The 18,082-nt window shown below is 71.3% G+C and carries 17 protein-coding genes; 11 read left to right on the forward strand and 6 right to left on the reverse strand.

Annotated features, from left to right (window positions below):
• Positions 1–173: 173 nt before the first annotated feature.
• From ACFQV6_RS24710 to ligA, 4 genes are all read left to right on the forward strand, one after another.
• Positions 174–575 (forward strand): hypothetical protein, encoded by a 402-nt coding sequence (locus tag ACFQV6_RS24710; RefSeq protein ID WP_378029950.1) that lies wholly within the window; start codon positions 174–176, stop codon positions 573–575.
• A complete protein-coding gene (locus ACFQV6_RS24715) occupies positions 572–2,785 on the forward strand; it encodes a hypothetical protein (RefSeq protein ID WP_378029951.1) in 2,214 nt (737 codons plus the stop codon). The genes ACFQV6_RS24710 and ACFQV6_RS24715 overlap by 4 nt, the downstream gene beginning before the upstream one ends.
• 115 nt (positions 2,786–2,900) lie before the next feature.
• Positions 2,901–3,422, forward strand: coding sequence for a winged helix-turn-helix transcriptional regulator (locus ACFQV6_RS24720; RefSeq protein WP_378029952.1), 522 nt, complete (start codon positions 2,901–2,903; stop codon positions 3,420–3,422).
• Between the two features lie 51 nt (positions 3,423–3,473).
• On the forward strand, positions 3,474–5,450 hold the full coding sequence (gene ligA, locus ACFQV6_RS24725; RefSeq protein ID WP_378029953.1) for an NAD-dependent DNA ligase LigA: 1,977 nt from the start codon (positions 3,474–3,476) through the stop codon (positions 5,448–5,450).
• 498 nt (positions 5,451–5,948) lie between these two features.
• On the opposite strand, the gene ACFQV6_RS24730 is transcribed toward ligA, so the two are convergent.
• A complete protein-coding gene (locus tag ACFQV6_RS24730) occupies positions 5,949–6,773 on the reverse strand; it encodes an AraC family transcriptional regulator (protein WP_378029954.1) in 825 nt (274 codons plus the stop codon).
• A 180-nt stretch (positions 6,774–6,953) separates the two neighbouring features.
• On the opposite strand from ACFQV6_RS24730, the gene ACFQV6_RS24735 reads away from it, so the two are divergent.
• Both ACFQV6_RS24735 and ACFQV6_RS24740 read left to right on the forward strand, forming a co-directional pair.
• Positions 6,954–7,589: a class I SAM-dependent methyltransferase gene (locus ACFQV6_RS24735; protein WP_378029955.1), complete on the forward strand. Its 636-nt coding sequence runs from the start codon at positions 6,954–6,956 to the stop codon at positions 7,587–7,589.
• A gap of 50 nt (positions 7,590–7,639) precedes the next feature.
• Positions 7,640–9,115: a hypothetical protein gene (locus ACFQV6_RS24740; protein ID WP_378029956.1), complete on the forward strand. Its 1,476-nt coding sequence runs from the start codon at positions 7,640–7,642 to the stop codon at positions 9,113–9,115.
• A gap of 1 nt (position 9,116) precedes the next feature.
• Here ACFQV6_RS24740 and ACFQV6_RS24745 read toward each other — a convergent pair whose 3' ends face one another.
• Positions 9,117–9,557, reverse strand: coding sequence for a hypothetical protein (locus tag ACFQV6_RS24745; protein ID WP_378029957.1), 441 nt, complete (start codon positions 9,555–9,557; stop codon positions 9,117–9,119).
• Positions 9,558–9,707: 150 nt separating this feature from the next.
• Positions 9,708–10,265 (reverse strand): GtrA family protein, encoded by a 558-nt coding sequence (locus ACFQV6_RS24750; protein WP_378029958.1) that lies wholly within the window; start codon positions 10,263–10,265, stop codon positions 9,708–9,710.
• Between the two features lie 76 nt (positions 10,266–10,341).
• On the opposite strand from ACFQV6_RS24750, the gene ACFQV6_RS24755 reads away from it, so the two are divergent.
• The gene (locus ACFQV6_RS24755; RefSeq protein ID WP_378029959.1) at positions 10,342–10,782 is read left to right on the forward strand and encodes a pyridoxamine 5'-phosphate oxidase family protein; all 441 of its coding nucleotides are present in this window, start codon (positions 10,342–10,344) and stop codon (positions 10,780–10,782) included.
• A 148-nt stretch (positions 10,783–10,930) separates the two neighbouring features.
• On the forward strand, positions 10,931–12,127 hold the full coding sequence (locus ACFQV6_RS24760; RefSeq protein ID WP_378029960.1) for an FAD-dependent oxidoreductase: 1,197 nt from the start codon (positions 10,931–10,933) through the stop codon (positions 12,125–12,127).
• Positions 12,128–12,520: 393 nt separating this feature from the next.
• Here ACFQV6_RS24760 and ACFQV6_RS24765 read toward each other — a convergent pair whose 3' ends face one another.
• On the reverse strand, positions 12,521–13,018 hold the full coding sequence (locus tag ACFQV6_RS24765) for a hypothetical protein (RefSeq protein WP_378029961.1): 498 nt from the start codon (positions 13,016–13,018) through the stop codon (positions 12,521–12,523).
• Between the two features lie 121 nt (positions 13,019–13,139).
• Between ACFQV6_RS24765 and ACFQV6_RS24770 the strand changes: the two genes are divergently transcribed.
• Positions 13,140–14,102, forward strand: a complete 963-nt coding sequence (locus tag ACFQV6_RS24770) for a helix-turn-helix transcriptional regulator (protein WP_378029962.1) — start codon at positions 13,140–13,142, stop codon at positions 14,100–14,102.
• On the opposite strand, the gene ACFQV6_RS24775 is transcribed toward ACFQV6_RS24770, so the two are convergent.
• Positions 14,093–15,007: an SDR family oxidoreductase gene (locus ACFQV6_RS24775; RefSeq protein WP_378029963.1), complete on the reverse strand. Its 915-nt coding sequence runs from the start codon at positions 15,005–15,007 to the stop codon at positions 14,093–14,095. The two genes, ACFQV6_RS24770 and ACFQV6_RS24775, sit on opposite strands and share 10 nt — an antisense overlap.
• A 727-nt stretch (positions 15,008–15,734) precedes the next feature.
• A complete protein-coding gene (locus ACFQV6_RS24780) occupies positions 15,735–16,397 on the reverse strand; it encodes an HAD family hydrolase (RefSeq protein ID WP_378029964.1) in 663 nt (220 codons plus the stop codon).
• A gap of 58 nt (positions 16,398–16,455) precedes the next feature.
• Between ACFQV6_RS24780 and ACFQV6_RS24785 the strand changes: the two genes are divergently transcribed.
• Both ACFQV6_RS24785 and ACFQV6_RS24790 read left to right on the forward strand, forming a co-directional pair.
• Positions 16,456–16,785, forward strand: a complete 330-nt coding sequence (locus ACFQV6_RS24785) for a hypothetical protein (RefSeq protein WP_378029965.1) — start codon at positions 16,456–16,458, stop codon at positions 16,783–16,785.
• Between the two features lie 368 nt (positions 16,786–17,153).
• A complete protein-coding gene (locus ACFQV6_RS24790) occupies positions 17,154–18,047 on the forward strand; it encodes a DUF6745 domain-containing protein (protein WP_378029966.1) in 894 nt (297 codons plus the stop codon).
• Positions 18,048–18,082 lie beyond the last annotated feature (35 nt).

Genomic DNA, 18,082 nt, shown 5'->3' on the forward strand with positions numbered 1-18,082 from the left:
GGGACCCTCGATCGAGGGAATCTGGTGGGTGGGGGTGGGTGTTCGCGCTGGTCAGGCGTTCAGGGTGGAGGGCTCGGACGTCTGCCCGGCTTGCCGCGCGCCGGCGGCGGGTCAGAATGTGCGTGCTCCCGGCCGAGCGCGACCAAGCATTCACCCATGCCCGAAGGCAGATGATGTCCACTCATCCTCAGGGCGGTTCAGCCGTCCCCACCGACCGGCCGGAGTACTACCAGAACGTCGTGTCCGGCAACGCGCACGTCGGCGTCCAAATAGGCAAGAACACCGGGAATGTCACGGTCGGCCAGGCTGCCGTACCGGACGGTGTCGCCGCCGAACTGGACCGGCTCCTCGCCGAGATCCGGCAGGCGCACCGCCGCGGCCAGATAGACACCGGCACTCTCGCGGACGCCCAGCACGAGGTCGAGGTGACCCGGGCCGCGATGTCCGAGCCCGCACCGGACTCCGGCCGGGCGATCCGGGCGATGCGCCGGGCGGGCGGCATGCTCGACGGCATCGCGGGCCTCGGCGCGCTCGCCGGCAGCGTCGTCGCCGCAATCGAAAGCCTGACCCCGTGACCGCCCCCCATCACCAGCCCGGCCCGGGTTACCAGAACGGCCCGGGTTATCAGAACGGCCCGGGTTACCAGAACGGCCCGGGTTACCAGAACGGCCCCGGTGGCCAGTACACGAACTCCGCCGACGGCAACGCGCACGTCGGGCTGCAGGTCGGCGTCCTGCACGGGAACGCCTACGTCTATCAGACCAAGGACCAGGCCACCCCCGAGGACAGGCTGCGGGTGGCGATGCACTACCTGCGGGGCGGGTCGCCGGGCGAGGCACGCCGGCGGTTCCACGCGCTGGTGGCCGAGGACGGGATGAGCTCCGCGGAACTCGCCTACCAGTGGGTGTTGTCGCTGCTCAGCGGCCGGTCGCTGACCAGCCTGGGCGAGCCGGACATGCGGCTTCTGGAGCAGGCGTTCGCGATGGCCGACAGGCACGCGAGCGGGCGGTGGTGGCGCTGCGTGGCGACGCTGCGGATGCTGGTGAACGCCCTGCTGGACGTCGGCCCGGACGGCCAGCCGGCGACAAAGGGCCTCAGTGAGGCACTGCATGTGTACGGGTCGCTGCCCGGCGACGACCGGCAGGACATCGAGCGGCACCTCAGTCTCACCCTGTCCGGAATGGCGCAGGACCACGTCGAGAACCTGAACGCCGAGCATGTCCGGGTCGAGCGGATGGCCTCCGACCGTACGGTGCGCGTACCAAAATTCTTTGAACCTGATCCGGCGCAGCCGGTTGCCAAGATCGCCCGCGGGGCCGCCGCCGAATCGACCTGGCTGCCCCTCGCCGGCGGTGGATTGATGTTGCTGGCCGGGGTCGCGATCCTCGTGCAGGCCGCGGCCGCGACGAACGTCCTGGCCGGCGTCGTGGTCTTCGGACTGCTGGCGGGCGGCGGTTACGCGGTCGTCCGGCATGGCCTGGAGCGAGCCTTCCTGCGAGAGCGGCGAGCGGCGAGGGAGGCCGAGTTCGCCGCCGGGACGCGGCCCCCGTTCATTGGACCAGGCGGCGATTCGCTGCGCGGAGACTTCGTGTCGTCGATATCAGCGATGATCGATGCGGCCTTCGCCGGGCACCAGCCGCGGGAGGAACACCTGCGGTCCGCGTTCTGGCGGGACACTCACGGTCTGCGGGTGGCATTGCAGGGCGACTGCATCGATCTGTACGGGCGAAGCGGTACCCGCGCCGACGCCGTGCGGTGGCTGGTCCACCATCACGCCGACGACATAGCCTGCCGCTGGCGTGACGGTTCGCTGGACGACTTCCGCCGCCGCGACCAGCCGTCCGCGATGCCGCCGGCCCTGCTCGCCGGCCTCGCCGCGCTGGCCGGCGCCGCTGTCGTCGTGGTGCTGTCGATGAACTCGATGACCTTCTGCTCGCTGGTGTTCGCCGGTCCGCTGCTGTATTTCGGTGGCCGGTTCGCGCACCGCGGCGGCATCGCCCTCTACGGTGAGCGGCGCCGGATCGCCCTCGACGGTGCGGAGTTCGAGCAGCGCCATCAAGCGGAGTGCGCGGCGTACGAGCGCTGGACCGCCTGGCTCGCGGACCGTCCCACCGACGTCGAGATGGGACGCTGGCTCAGCCTCGACATCGCCTTCTGGAAGCGCGGTGTGATGGCCGACTACCGACTGACCAACCGCGACACGCTCGCCCACCTGGCGCTCACCGAGGCCGCGCCGGGTAGCCGCCGCGCCCGTGATGTCGGCGGCCCCTTCCGGCACTCCGCCTACACCGTGTTGCTCTTTCTCCTCACCGAGGGCGGCGTACGGCAGGTGCAGGCCCGCCTCGACTTCGCCACCGGCATCTTCACCGGGGAGAAGCGGACCACCTTCCGGTACGACGCGATCGGTTCCGTGCAGGTCACCGAGGTCGGACTGCGCTTCGACGACGGGCGTGAGACACCGGCCGCCGACGAGTACGGCCGGGCGCTGCCCCAGAAGATCGTGACCCGGCAGGCGTTCCAGCTGTCCCTGGTCCACGGGCAGAACATCCGGGTGCTGCTCGACGACTTCGCCGGTGAGACGATCGACCACCTGCGGGAGAGCCCGGAACGCCTCGCCGAGCTGATCTCGGACGCCGCCGGTGTCACCAGCGCCCTGCACATCCTCGAGGCGGTGGCCGCCGACGGCCGGGACTGGATCGCCCTGGAACGCCAGCGGATGCACCGGCGGATGCCCCGGCAACAGCGCATGCCGATGCCCGTCACCTATCCCCAGCTGCCCACCTGACCAGCGGTTGTCACCCGGCGGTTGGTACCCCGGGTGACAACCGCCGGGTGACAACCGGCGGTTGGTACCCCGGCCGATACCGGTTGTAGGCTGCAAGTGGTTCGGAGGGGGAGCAGTGGGAATTGTCGAGGAGCACCGGTCCGGGTGCCCGATCAACCTGTCGCTCGAGGTTCTCGGTGACAAGTGGTCGCTGCTGGTCATCCGGGACATGATGTTCGGCGACCGGCGTCATTTCCGCGCGCTGCTCACCGGGTCGGAGGAGGGCATCGCCTCCAACATCCTGGCTGACCGGCTTCAGCGGCTGACCGCGCTCGGGATGATCTCGTCGGCGCCGGATCCGGGGCACAAGCAGCGGATCCGGCTCAGCCTGACCGAGCCGTCGATTCAGCTGGTTCCGGTTCTGGCGCATCTCGGTGCGTGGGGGCGGCGGCATCTGCCGGTGACGCGGGAGCTGGCGATCCGGGCGGAGCTGCTGGAGCGTGGGGGTCCGGAGCTGTGGGAGCGGTTCATGGACGAGTTGCGGGAGCTTCATCTCGGGGTGCCGCGGGCGGTGGGGACGCCGTCGGTGCTGGCTGAGTTGACGGCGGCTTATCTTGCTGAGGTTGCCGCGGTGCCGGGTGGTTCCGCGGCTCATTAATGTCGGACCCCGGCCGTATTCTCCTGGCATGACGATCCCTTTCCTCAGCGCATGACGATCCCTTTCCTCAGCCGTGACGAGTTCGACGGAGCGGTGAAGGAGGCGCGCCGGGCCGCTCAGGCCTATTACGACACCGGTGACGCGCTGCTGACCGACGCCGACTACGACCTGCTCGCGGACCGGATCGCCGCCACCGTCGCGGCCAACCCGTCGTGGGACGACCACGGCATCACGACCGCTGTGGCGGCCGGTGCGTCGGCGGGCGGCGACGTGCGACATCCGACGGCGATGCTCTCCCTCGACAAGATCAAGACGCCGGAGGAGGTGGCAGCATTCGTGACCACCCTCGGCGGCGACGGCTGCCTGGTCGAGGTGAAACTGGACGGGCTCGCGATCCGCGCCGAATATGTCGAGGGCCGTCTCGCGCTGGCGGCATTGAGGGGAGACGGCACTACCGGGGAGGACGTGACCACCCAGGTGCGGCGCGGGATCGCCGGGCTGCCCGCGGAGCTGCCCTCGGCGTGGAGCGGTGAGGTGCGCGGCGAGGTCTACATGACGGTCACCGACTTCGAGGCGGCCAGCGCCAACCGGGTTGCCGCCGGTGGCAAGGCGTTCGTGAATTCGCGCGGGGCGGTCGCGGGGGCGATCCGGGCGATCGATCGGACTTACGAGGCGCCGATGACGTTCGCGGCCTATGAGGTCAGCGGCACCTACGGGAGTCATCTGGCAGCCATGGCGCACGCCGGGAGCCTCGGCTTCCCGCCGGCCTGCGAGCTGATCGCCGAGGCGGCGGGTGAGTGCTTCACCGCCGAGCAGGTGATCGCGGCCGTCGAGACGATCGGGGCGCGCCGTTCCGGCCTGGCGTTCCCGATCGACGGGGCGGTCATCAAGGCCAACCAGGAGAGCACCCGGAGGCGGCTCGGGCTCGCCAGCCGTACCCCGTATTGGGCTGTCGCCTTCAAATACCCGCCGGACACCGCTTCCACGGTGCTGCGCGACATCGAGGTGCGGGTCGGGCGGACCGGGCGGATCAGCCTGCGCGCGATCATCGACCCGGTCATGGTCGGCGGGACCACCGTCACCAAGGCCACCCTGCACAACCCGCAGTGGGTCGCCGAGCAGGGGCTCGCAATCGGGCAGACCGTGGCGGTGTGGCGCGCCGGTGACGTGATCCCCCGCGTGACCTCACCGATCGGCGAGCAGCCGCACGGGCTGACCCCGTGGCTGGCGCCCGAGGTGTGCCCGCAGTGCGGCGAGCCGTGGGACAAGACCAGTCTGCTCTGGCGCTGCCACACCGCCTCGTGCGCCGCCGCCAACGCCCTGGCCTACTGGTGCAGCCGCGACGCCCTCGACGTCGACGGCGCCGGCGACGCGTTCTGCGACGTGCTCGTCGAGGCGGGAATCGCCCGCACCGTCGCCGACCTGTACGACTTGACCGCCGACTCCATCGCCGAACTGGCTGTCGGCAAGACAGCCGCCGGCGGCACGGTGACGCTGGGCCGCAACAACGCGGAGCGCATCATCGCCGGCCTGGAGGCGAGCAAGAAGCAGCCCTTCAACAGGGTCGTCACCGGCCTCGGCATCCGAATGACCGGCCGCAGCGTCGGCCGGTGGCTGGCCGCCCGCTTCAAAACGATGGACGCACTCCGGGCAGCCGGCGTCGAGGAGATCGCCCAGATCGACAAGATGGGCCTCATCAAGGCCCAGCACGTGGTCGACGGTCTCGCCGGCCTGAGCGAGGTCATCGACCGCCTGGCCGCACACGGCCTGACAATGCGCGTCGACGACGACGGCGGGGAGAAGCCCCTCGCCGGGAAGACCTACGTGGTGTCCGGGTCCGTGCCCGGCTACACGAGAACCACAGTGAGCGAACGCATCGAGGCCCTCGGCGGGTCGGCCAGCAGCAGCGTGTCCGCCAAGACGACAGGGCTGGTGACGGCGGAGACGACGACGAGTAAGGCCAAGAAGGCAGCTCAGCTGGGAATCCCGGTCATCGATCCCGAGGAGTTCGCCAAGTTACTCGCCTAATGCCCCGCGCCCACCCGAGGCTCCGGCGCGGGTGCCGGCTTCGGCATGAGCTCACCGTCAGCTCACTGCCCGCCGCCGGCCGCGCCTGCGCCGCCAGGCCCGCGCGCCTGCGTCGTCCGTGCCGCGCGTCTGTGCCGCCAGGCCCGCGCGCCTGCGCCGCCAGGCCCGCGCGCCTGCGCCGCCAGGCCCGCGCGCCTGCGTCGTCCGCGCCGCGCGCCTGCGCCGCCAGGCCCGTGCGCCTGGCCCGCCCGCGCCGCTTGCCCGCGTCGAGCGCTCGTCCTCGTCCGGGGCGGTGTGTTGCGAGCTGTTGGGTGCCTCAGCTACGGCTCATTGTTTCTCGGCCGTAGCGCAGGTACCTGACGGCGGGCTCATTTGGTGGCTCGGCTACGGCTCGGCCATCCCGGCTGTCGGTCAGCCACCTAACCGGGCTCGTGAGAGAGCGGGTCGGCCGGGGATGAGCCCGGCCCGGGGCCGGTCGGCGAGCGGGGCCGCAGGGTGCTATGACCGATCGGTCCGTGCATCGGTGACAGCGGGCCCGCCACGCCACCGCGCCGGGGTCATGCCGTGGTCGGTGCGAAACCGCCGGATGAAGTACCCCGCATCCGGATAGCCGACCCGCCGCGCGATCGCCGCGACCGTCAGATCGGTCTCCGCGAGCAGCCGCCGGGCCTGCTGCATCCGCCGCTGCGCGAGCCACTGCTGAACCGTGCGACCCGTCTTGCGGCGCACCACAGTGGTGAGATGCCCGGGGGAGATGGCCAGCTCAGCCGCCACATCCGCCAGTGACACCGGCTCGGAGAACCGCCGCTCGACCACCTCGAACACCGCCGCCAGCAACGGCTCGTCCGACGCCCGCAGCGCGTCGGCGACGCCGGTCAGGCGCGACACCGCCACCAGCATCAGCGTCAGGTGCGCCAGCGCCGCCTCCCGGTAGCCGTCGCGCCGGTCCCGCAACTCGTCGTCGAGCGCGGCGAACCGTTCGATCCACGTCGCGCGCTCCCCGGCGGGGACTCTCAGCCGTTGCGCGCGATCCGCTCCGCGTGCGAAGGGAAAGAGCAGGGGATGCGTACGCCATGACGGGTACGCCTCCGCCGCCCGGATCACGTCGGCCGGGAACCACACCACCCACCCGTCCTCGACGGACGCCCCCGACGCACCGGTGAAGCGCACGACCTGCCCCGGCGCGATGACGAACAGGTCGCCGTCGGACACCGTCCAGCTCCGCCCGTCGAGTTCGAACCGGCTGTCGGCACGTTCCGCGTAGAACAGCACGAGGAAGTCGTGCGCGTGTGCCCGGTCGTCGGCGGGTTCCGCACCGCGCATCCGGGTGACGGCAACGGGTGGCGCTCCAGGCCTGCGGTCATAACCAACAACACCCGAGCGCAGTCGGTCGGGGTCGATCCCCGCCGGGTGGTGGCCGTGACCATCAGCAACCGAAGAATGTCCCATCGCCCCCACAGATCCGCCATCGTCAGCACGTTGCCGGCCCATGAGGCTGATCCTATGACCAAAACTTCCTCCCATCCGGATGACTACATCCCCGCGATGGGCAAGCACTGGCTGCTCTTCCTCTACGAACCGCTGACCCGCTTCTGGGGCGTTCCCCGGGTGCACGCCGAACTGCTCGACCGGGCCCGCATCGAGGAGGGTCACCAGGTGCTGGAGATCGGCTGCGGACCCGGCGACCTGCTGAGGGCGCAGGGTCGGCGCACTCCAGGCGTACAGCTGCATGGCATTGATCCGGACCCGGCGGCGCTGCGGCGTGCCCGGCGTAAGTCCCGGCGGGCGGGTCTCGAGGTCTCTTTCAAGCAGGCGTACGCGGGAAGCCTTCCCTTCCCCGACGCCGTTTTCGACCGGGTCCTGTCCTCGCTGATGCTGCACCACCTGGACCCGGAGGAGACCGCTCGCGCCGTGGCAGAGGTCCGGCGGGTGCTGCGCCCGGGCGGTGAGCTGCACATCGTCGACATCGCCGGGCTGCCGCCGGGCCACCGGGCCGCCCGCCGCCACCCGCAGCTCGTCGGCGATCTGCCCGCGCGCGTGCTCACCACCCTGCGCGACGCCGGCCTGACCGATGTCGCCGAGACCGGGCGCGGCCACCGGCGCTTCGGCGACTACGTGTTCTACCGCGCCCGTGCCTGACGTTTCCGGCGGGACTCCGCGCGGGACCGAACATCGATACTCTTCCCCGCGTGGAGTTCGTCCGGATGTTCGTCAGTTACTGCCAGTACGAGGTGTTAACCGCGACGGGCAGCGACCGTCGCCTGGACATCTACACGGTCGGCGACGAGCTGCTGCATGTCGGCGGGCGGTCCGTGTGCACCGCGTTCACCGGGCTGCACACCGGACACATCGAGCTGCGCGTGGTGGTCAGCGACGAGGCGCCGCCCGGCCCGGACCGGGAGGACTGGGACGCCGTCAGTGAGACGACGATCTGGTGCCCGGACGGCCGGTTCACCGTGCTCGGCCTGATGGGTAACCCGATCGACCAGCTCCGCCACGTGGCGGTTCCGCGGCCGGGCCTGATCCGGGTGCGGGTGCACGCCCGCGACCGGATCCACGAGTCGGTCCGTACTGATGACGACCCGCCCGAGCAGCACGAGGTCCACGTGTGGCCGGTCGAGGAGGAGACCGGGCACCGCACGGTGTTCGCCGACGGCATCCGCGCCGGCTGGGCGCAGAAGACCGGGCAGGCCGCCGGATGGGCGATGGCCGGGCTGGTCACCCCGCAGCAAGCCGGTCCCGGCCAGGACGGCGCCGAGCTGCCGCGGGTGACGGTGGTGCGGCGACGGCCCGCGCCGGTGCGGCTGCCGGAGGAGGCGGTGCTTCCGGCGGGCGATCTGGAGATCCGGCTGAGTGCCGGTGCCGGGAAGGACACCCTGACCTGGGAGTGGGCCGTGGCCGCGGCGCCGATCTTCCCCGTTCCGGTGACCGCCCTGCCGGACGACCGGCCGACCACCGTACGGCTGCACCTCGACGAGGCCGGCGATCTGACCCTGCGTCACGAGGACGTTCCCGGCAAGGACGCGGTCACCCTCGGTCTGCTCTGGGATCACCTGCTCGACGGGCCGGCCGTTCCGGCCTGGCAGGCGCCTCTCGAGGCGGAGGCGGCCGCCGCCACGGAACGCGCCGAGAGCTATCGCCGGCGCAATACCGAACGCCTCGCGGCGGCCTGGGGTGGCACCCCGCCTTCGGAACGGGTTCGCACGCTGATCGGCCGCGCGAAGGCGCTGGCGAAACTCGACCGCCCGCTGCTCGACCGCCTCGCCGAGCTGCCGCCCGCACGCCAGCGCGAGGTCGCCCGCCGGGCCGCCCGGCGCGCCATGGAGGTGGCCGGCCTGGACCGGATCGACTGGATCGCCGAGGCGCTGACCGCTGCCGACGCGGGTGAGCCGCTTCCGCCGGGGTTCGCCGACTTCCACACCGTCTTCAACCGGCTCCTCAGCGACCCGGGCCTGCCGCAGGAGACCGTCCGGATCCCGGCCGCCCCGGCCGGCATGCGCGGCGGGCCGGGGAACATGCTCCGGGCGGCCCTGGCCTTCCCCGCCCTGCTCGCCGTCGGCAAGGACGATCCGCTCGCCGCGGCCGTCGACGCCACCTACATAGCGGCGATCTCGTTCGGCGACGACTACCGCCAGTTCCTCGCCGGCCTGCGCGAAGAACTGTGACTCAGCAGCCGTCCTGGCGCCAGTTCCCGTCCTCGCGGACCCACGGTTCGTCGAGCTGATTGACGGCGGTCACGGAGAAGGTGTAACTGACCTGTGCCGAATCGCCGGAAACGGCGGCGGCGAAGGTGACGAAAGGCAGGGCGGTGCCGTACATCCGCTGGGCGGCGGTGAGCATGGCGGCGAACCGTTCCGGCGATGTGCGCTTGCGGCAGCGTTCGGAGAGCAGTGTGTACCCGGCCGTCGCCTGCCCGGTCAGGAACGCGTCGCTGTAGGCCTGGGCCGCCGCTCTGAGCTGCCCCTTCGCGGTCGGGGCCGACGTCTCGACCGCTGCCGGAGCGGCGGGCGCGGAGGTGCCGGCGGCCGGCACCGGCGAGGGGGACGAGGAGCATCCGGCGGTGACCGAGCAGGCGGCCAGTACCGCAGTGATGATCTTGTTTCGCACCGGCACATGGTGCGCTATCGCGACGGGCGTCGAATCCACGATCAGGGGTCGGCCGAACGGCCGGAACGGCTACCGCATCGGCCCCTGAAACCGGTCCGACACGCCATGCGCGCGCCCGATTCCGGCAAGCATTGGGGGCAGCGGGCCCGTTCAGGGATGCGGTTCCGGGTCGCGGGCCTCGGACTCATGCCGCAGGACGCCGCTGCGCAGGACACCACTGCGCGGGCCGCGCCTCATCCGCCGCGCCGGCCGGACCCGGGCCTCGGCGTGCGGGAAGACGAACCGCTTGAACGCCCAGAGGCGGAAGCACATCGCGATCAGCGTACCGATGATGATGCCGCTCACGAAGTCGGCGATCTCCTGCACCGGCCGGGTCACCAGCGGTACCTGGAGGTCCAGCACATACCGCGAGACGGCCAGTGGCAGCGAGTTCAGGGCGATGCCGACCGCGCTGACCGAGAAGAACAGCGCTGCCTCATGGTGGCGTTCCCGCCCGCCGCGGGTGCGGAACGACCACTCACGGTTCAGCACATAGGACAGCACGGTGCTCACGAGGGTGGCCACGGCGAGGGCCGTCACCGGCTTCTCGTGCAGGACGGTCAGCTTGAGCGCGTAGTTGACGACAGTCGTGGTCAGGAAACAGGCCCCGCCGACCACCAGGAACTTCGCCACTTCGTGATGCTTGCGCACCAGGCCGGTAAGCCACATTCCGGCGAGCATAGGGCATCACCGGCCGCGGCGCCGACCCCCGCGGTGTGAGCCGGATCGCTGGCATGCTGAACGGGTGGACCCTCAGGAGATCATCGACGCGAATCACTACATGACCCTCGGTACGGCCGACGCGTCCGGCCTGCCGTGGCTGTCACCCGTCTACTTCGTGGCCGACGGCTACCGCGACTTCTACTGGATCTCGAAACCGTCCGCCCTGCACTCGCGCAACCTCGCCGTGCGCCCCGAGCTCAGCATCGTGATCTACGACTCCACGGTGCCGGTGTACCACGGCGAGGCGGTCTACCTCGCCGCCGAGGGCGCGCTCGTGCCGGACGAGGAGCTGGACACCAGCCTGGCGATCTACAACAGCCCGGCCGGCGTACGCGGCGCCCCGCTCTTCGATCGCACCGAGCTCGAAGCCGGCGCCCGGCTGCGGTTGTACCGGGCTTCGGTCCGCGAGGCTTGGGCGCTGGACAACACCAGGGACGAGCGGATCCCGGTACAGCTGTCCTGAGCGCGCTCTCCCCCGCGGGCAGCAGGTCCGCGCGGCGGGTGCCGTGCGGGCCGCACTTTGCGTAACGTCGGCGGGAAACCCGCCCGGCCCCATCGACAGCGCGAGTCCCAGCGTCCACTATGGCCTGGGAAATCGAGTGAGGGAGATCATGACGGATCCGACGTACGACGTCATCGTGGTGGGTGCGCGCTGTGCCGGTGCGCCGCTCGCGATGCTGATGGCCCGCCGCGGCTACCGGACCCTGCTGGTGGACCGGGCGACGTTCCCCAGCGACACGGTGTCCACCCACGTCATCCACCCACCGGGTGTCGCCGCGCTGCAACGCTGGGGCCTGCTCGACCAGATCGCCGCGACCGGCTGCCCGCCGGTCGGGCGCTACTCCTTCGACTTCGGGCCGGTCACCGTCGCCGGTGCGCCGGGCACCACCGAGACGCCGTACGCCTACGCGCCCCGCCGCACCCTCCTCGACAAGATCCTGGTCGACGCCGCCGCGGCCGCCGGAGCCGAGGTGCGCGAAGACTTCACCGTCGACGAGGTCTTCCTCTCCGACGGCAAGGTCTCCGGCATCCGTGGCCACGACCGCAGCGGCGTCTCGTTCGTGGAGCGGGCGCCCGTCGTGGTCGGCGCGGACGGCCGCAACTCGGTGGTGGCGAAAGCCGTCGAACCGGCCGTCTACGAGGACCAGCCGCCGCTGACCGTCGGGTACTACGGTTACTGGAGCAACCTGCCGACCGACACCTTCGAGGCGTACAGCCGGCCCGGGCGGGGCTGGGCGGTGTGCCCGACGAACGACGACCTGACGCTCGTCATCGGCGGCTGGCCGTACGCGGAACTCGCCACCCACCGCAACGACATCGAGACCGAGCTCCTGAAGACGTTCGACCTGTCACCCGCGTTCGCCGACCGGATCCGCGAGGCCAAGCGCGAGACACGTCTCGCCGGGACGTCCGTGCCCAACTACTTCCGCACACCCTTCGGACCCGGCTGGGCACTGGTGGGCGACGCCGGTTACAGCCGGGACTTCATCACGGCCCAGGGCATCACCGATGCCTTCCTCGACGCCGAGAATCTCACGCTGGCACTGGACGAGGCCTTGGGGCAGGGCATCCCGTACGCCGAAGCCCTGACCGGTTATCAGACGCGCCGCGACGCCCGCGCCATGCCGGTCTACCAGATGACCCTGGGGATCGCCTCGCTCCAGCCGCCGGACCCGCAGATGGTCGGCCTGGTCACCGCCATCGCCGGCAACCAGGCGAAAATGGACGCCTTCGCCCGGCTGAATTCCGGCGTGACGTCCCCCGCCGAGTTCTTCGCCCCCGACCACATGGCCCGCCTCCTCAGCTGACCCCACCCATCCCCGCCCCGCCGCCCATCCCCGCCCCGCCGCCCGGACCCGGCCGGCCCCTCTGGCCGCCAGCCGATCAACCCAGCTGGCTCTGAGGGGTGCCTTTCGGCCGGAAAGGCACCGCTCACGCCCAGCCGATCAACCCAGCTGGCTCTGAGTGGTGCCTCCAGGCCCGAAAGGCACCGCTCACGCCCAGCCGGGCGACCCGGCTGGCCGTGAGGGGTGCCTTTCGGGCCCGAAAGGCACCGCTCACGCCCAGCCGGGCGACCCGGCTGGCCGTGAGGGGTGCCTCCAGGCCGAAAAAGCACCCCTAAGGGCCAGCCGAGCGAGCGCCCAGCCCAGCGAGCGCCCGGTCAGCGAGCGAGCGGCCGGGGACCTCCGTGCGGGGAGGTGTCAGCTGTTGCGGCGGCGCTTGTCGGCGTAGGTGGTCTCGACCTCGGCGATGGTGACGGCCTCCCGCCAGCCGTCGGGGAGCGTGCCCGGTCCGGGGCGGGTGCGTTCGGCCCTGCCGCCGACGTGGAGGCGCATCGTGATCGACTCGGGGGTGCCGTCGTAGAGGGTCCGGCAGACGTCGATCCGCCGCACCTGCGAGGCCGGAACGGTGGTCCGGCTGCCGTCGCGGCGGACCAGCGTGAACTCGGTGCCGGCGAGCTCGACGTCGACCAGCGCGCGGCGGTCCCGGAAGATCGACCAGCCCGCGTAGGCCGCCGCGACCGGCACGAGCAGCAGCGCGAGCCAGAACGCGCCGGTGAACGCGTCCATGGCGGCGCCGGCGCAGAGGATCAGGACCGCCGGAATGAGGGAGGCGGCGACGAGCTGGCCACCCTCGCGCCACGCGTGCCCGGGATCATCCGTCTTCGCACGCCAGACCACCGGCTCGCTGATGTTCACGCCGCCATCATCACGGTCGCTGTCAAAACCACCGTGAGGGGCCCCTTCACTTAGCGGAAGAGGAAGAGGAGAGGAGGGAGGTGACGGGCACGCGCGCACGGTAGCGGCCCACAATGGGCGGGTGCGTGCCGCCCGGCTCATCAACCTCGTCCTGCTGCTGCAGTCGCGCGGCACCATGACCGCTGCCGAGATCGCCGCTGAGCTCGAGGTCTCCGAGCGGACCGTCTACCGCGACGCCCTCGCACTCTCCGCCGCCGGGATCCCCGTCTACGCGGAGCAGGGGCGCTCGGGCGGTTACCGGCTGGTCGGCGGGTACCGGACCCGGCTGACCGGGTTGAGCCAGAGCGAAGCCGAGGCGCTTTTTCTTGCCGGACTGCCGGGGCCGGCGCGGGACATGGGGCTTGCCGAGCCGGTCCGGGCCGTACGGCGTAAGGTCCTCGCCGCGCTGCCGCCGGGATTGCGGGACGCGTCGGAGCGGGCCGGGCAGCGGTTCCATCTGGACGCGCCGGGGTGGTTCGGTGACACCGCGCCGCCGCCGCTGCTGGCCGAGCTGGCGCAGGCGGTGTGGCAGGACCGGGTGCTCACCATGCGGTACCGCCGTAAGGACGAGGTGACCCGCACCGTCGAACCGTACGGGCTGGTGCTGAAGAACGGTGTCTGGTATCTCGTGGGGAAGGTGGGCGACAACCTGCGGTCCTACCGCGTGGACCGGATCACCGGTGTCGAGGCGGGCGGGGACACCTTCGTCCGGGACCCGGAGTTCGACCTGCCGGCGTTCTGGGCGGAGCGGGCTGCCGAGTTCATCCGGCAGATGATGAAGGACACGATCACGCTGCGGCTCAGTGAGCACGGGCTGCGGATGCTGCGGCACGTGGTGGAGCCTTACGCCGTACAGGAAGCGTTTGACCTTGCTGGTGAGCCGGACGCGGACGGCTGGGTCCGCACGCGCCTGCCTGTCGAATCGCTCGACGTGGCCTACTCGTACGTCCTGCGTCTCGGACCGGAAGCCGAAGTCCTCGACCCGCCCGAACTCCGCACCCGGCTCACCGAAGCCGCGCAGCGGCTCGGCGACCTCTACCGGTAGCCGGTCACATCGGCCGGTTTGCCGGGATCCTGCACCTCGACCATGTAGCGCCAGGCGTCCGGCCGGCTTCCGTCGAGATCGGTGAAGCCGTAGACCTGAGCGAGCTCACCGCTGGACACCGACTTGCCGTTCCACCTGGCGCGGTCCGGGTCGGCGGCCAGAGCCGCCACCGCGCGACCGACATAGGCCGGTGATTCGGAGATCGCGAAGTGCGGCTCCTTGGCCGTGGCGTCCCGCCAATTGTCCTCGGTGACGCCGAACAGATCCAGCATCATCTCCGACCGCAGCCAGCCCGGTGTGAGCGCGACGGAGGTCCCGCCGTGCTCCGCCAGCTCCTTCGACCAGGCGAACGCGAGCCGGTTCACCGACCATTTCGCCAGGTCGTAGAAGACCGACAGCCGGTAGTTGACCTCGTTGTACCGCGTGGTCCCGTCACCCATCTCCACCACCAGGCCGCCCGGGTTGCGGATCAGCAGCGGCATCGCGAAATGGCTGGTGATGATGTGCGTGTCGACGGCCAGCCGCAGCAGCCTCTGACCGGCCTCCAGCGGCTGCTCCCACACCGGCTTGTCCCACGTCGCCAGCGGATCACCGCCCCACACGTCGTTGACCAGCACGTCGAGCCTGCCCTGCTCGCTGTCGATCCGTTCGACGAGCGCCTTCACCCGCTCCGGTTCCAGGTGGTCGACCGCGACGCCGATCCCGGTGCCGCCGGCGGCCGTGACCAGCTCCGCGGTCTCCTCGATCGTCTCCGGGCGGTCCATCTCCGAGCGCTTACCGCGCGTGCTGCGGCCGGTCGCGTAAACGGTCGCACCGGCCGCGCCGAGCTGCACCGCGATCTGCCGCCCCGCACCCCGCGTCGCCCCGGCGACCAGGGCGACCTTTCCGGTCAGTGGTTTAGTCATGCTGTCGATCGTGGCCTCAAAACCTGACAGCCGGTGTCTGGTTTCCCGGCGCTCTTCACGACAAAAATGCAGGGGTACGCCCGGCGCGGAGTCCTCCACTGTGCGCGCGAGGCGGTGCCGGGCCGGGGCCGATGCGCGACAGCCGGGCTGAAGTGGGCGGTCGCGCTCACCCCGAGTGGGGTTCGCCGCCCTGCCTCGCGCGGCTCCCGAAGCCGGCTCGCTCGCTCAGCCGCCGCGCTCGCTCAGCCGCCGCGCTCGCTCAGCCGGGCGGTCGCTCAGCCGGCTCGCTCGCTCAGCCGGGCGGTCGCTCAGCTGGGCGTGAGGGGGGTGTTTCGGGCGTGGGGGCCCCGCTGAGGGCCAGCTGGGTTGGTGGGCTGGGCGTGAGGGGGGTGTTTTGGGCGTGGGGGCCCCGCTTAGCGCCAGCTGGGTTGGTGGGCTGGGCGTGAGGGGGGTGTTTTGGGTGTGGGGGCCCCGCTCAGCGCCAGCTGGGTTGGTGGGCTGGGCGTGAGGGGGGTGTTTTGGGCGTGGAGGCCCCGCTCAGCGCCAGCTGGGTTGGTGGGCTGGGCGTGAGCGGGGTGGGGTGAGGGTGACCGGGGGCTTCAGCCCGGCGGGCGCGCTGCGGCCTGGAGTGGCAGGGGGTCGCGGTGTAGCTCGGGGACTTTGCGTGGGTCGTACGAATGCATTGTGATCTTGAAGGAAGCGGGAGAGGGACGCCTGGGGTGAGCGGTCAGGGGGTTTCGAGGGCGGCTACCGCGGCGGGGAGTTCGGGGAAGGAGTCGATGGCGGCGGTGACGTGGTGGGGGTCGAAGTCGTCGAGGCGGCGGACTCCGCTCTGGAGGCAGGCGATGAAGCGGATGCCGGCGCCGGATGCGGCTACCGCGTCGCCGGGGGAGTCGCCCACGTAGACGCAGTCCTCCGGTGGGAAGCCGGTTTCGGCGAGGAGTTCGTCGAAGGCTCGCGGGTCGGGCTTGCGGAAGCGGGTGTTGCCCTGGTGGTAGGCGTGGGTGACGCGGCCGGCGAGGACGTGATCGGGTTCGAGCATGTGCTGGATCTCGGCCTCGGCGCGGGAGGTCAGCAGCATCACCGAGTGGCCCGAGGCGACCAGGTGGTCGAGGGCTCGCAGGTTGTCCGGGGGGATGACGTCGAGGCGGCCGTCGGCCAGGTACTCCTGGTGTGCGATGGGGAACAGCGTGGCGAAGCGGTCCAGGTCGATGCCGGGGGAGCGGTGGGGCATGGCGTCGAGGAGGACTTCGCCCCAGGTCGACAGGTGTACGTCGCGGGGCATGGGCGGGCGGCCCATCCGGGCGAGGACCTCGTTCTCCAGGTCGAAGGAGGCGGCCTCGGTCAGGCACAGGGTGTCATCCACGTCAACGATCACTGCCTTGATCACGGCGTCAGCGTAAATGTCGTACCCCGGCGGTAGCGTGCGGCCTCACTGAGAAGAGAGCGTGGGAGGTTCGATGTTCCGGCAGGGCGATGTGCTGATCATCCCGGTGGAGCGGGCCGAGGTGCCCGCCTGCGCTCCGGTGCCACGTGACCGGCGCGGGCGGATGATCCTGGCGCACGGCGAGGCGACCGGCCACGCGCACGTTGTCGGCGGTCCGGGCCTGCGGCTGCTGGCCGATCTCGACGATCCCGACCGGATGTTCGTCGAGGTGCCGGCCCACGGGCGGGTCACCCACGAGGAGCACGGGCCGATCTCGCTGCCCGCCGGGCACTATCGGGTGGTGCGGCAGAGGGAGTACATCCCGGGGTCGTTCCGGCCGGTCGCGGACTGACGGGGGCCGGGGAGATGAGGCTGACTCACGCTCAGGAGGCGATGGCCGCGGCCATCGAGGACCAGTGGCTGGCGGCGGCGCTGCAGACCGGGCCGGGGGTGCGGGCGGCTGCGGAGCGGGGGGTGCGGGAGGCGTACCGGCTGGCTGGGGTGGCGGGGCCGGAGAGGATCTACTGGTTCGGGTCGCCGCGGGCGGGGGCGGCTGCTGTGGGGTTGCTTTCCGGTGCTGCCGCGCTGGAGCCTGGCGGGCCTGGCGGGCCTGGCGGGCCTGGCGGGCCTGGTGGGACTGGTGGGACTGGTGGGACTGGTGGGCCTGGTGGGACTGGTGGGACTGGTGGGCCGGGCTGGTTTGCTGAGGTTCGGGCTGGGTTGCTGGCGCAGGGGTGGGTGCCGGGGGAGACGGGTGGGCCGTCGTTGCGCCGCCGGGTGCGGACTGAGCCGTGGGCGGCGGCGCGCAAGGCGGCCGCGGAGGCTCTGGGCACCGACGGCTGGGCTCAGCTCAGTGCGGCCGCGGGGCGCCGATCGTGGCCGCTGGTGATGGACCTGATCGCTGGTCGGCTGCGGCTGCGGCTCGGGGAGGATCTGATCGCTGACCTGCCCGGGGACGCCGGCCGGGCGGTGCGGATGCCGATGCTCGACGCGATCTACGGGCAGCACGACGGCACGTGGCTGAGCACCTTCGAGGCGGCCGACATGCTGAGTCCCGGTGCCGGTCTGATGACCCGGCTCGCCGGTCTCGCCGAGGTGGCCCGGCACTGCGGCTGGTGGTGGGCCAACGAGCGGGTGGCAGTGCTCACCGAGCGGCCGGCCGGGCTGGAGCGCGACAACGTCGGCCGCCTCCACCGCGGCGAGGGTGCCGCCATGGAGTTCCCCGACGGTTATGGGCTGTGGGCCTGGCGCGGCATGCCGATCCCCACCGACCTGGTGACCGAGCTGCCCACCCTCACCGTCGAGCGCATCCGCGGCGAACAGAACGCCGAGATTCGCCGGGTGATGCTGGAGCACTTCGGGTATGAGCGCTATCTGCACGAGGCCGGGGCGCGGCAACTCGGCTCGGACGAGACCGGCGTGCTGTGGTGGCTGGATCTTCCGGGCGACGAGCCGCTGGTCATGGTCGAGGTGGTGAACTCGACGCCGGAGCCTGATGGGACGAGCCGGGTCTATTGGTTGCGGGTGCCGCCGCGGACTCGGACGGCACGGGAAGGGGTGGCGTGGACGTTCGGGTTGACGGAGGAGGAGTATCGGCCGCTGGTGCAGACCTGAGCTGAGGGCCGCGGTGGTGGCTGGCTCCGGGTGCT

Source organism: Actinoplanes sp. GCM10030250, assembly GCF_042666575.1.
GTDB lineage: Bacteria > Actinomycetota > Actinomycetes > Mycobacteriales > Micromonosporaceae > Actinoplanes.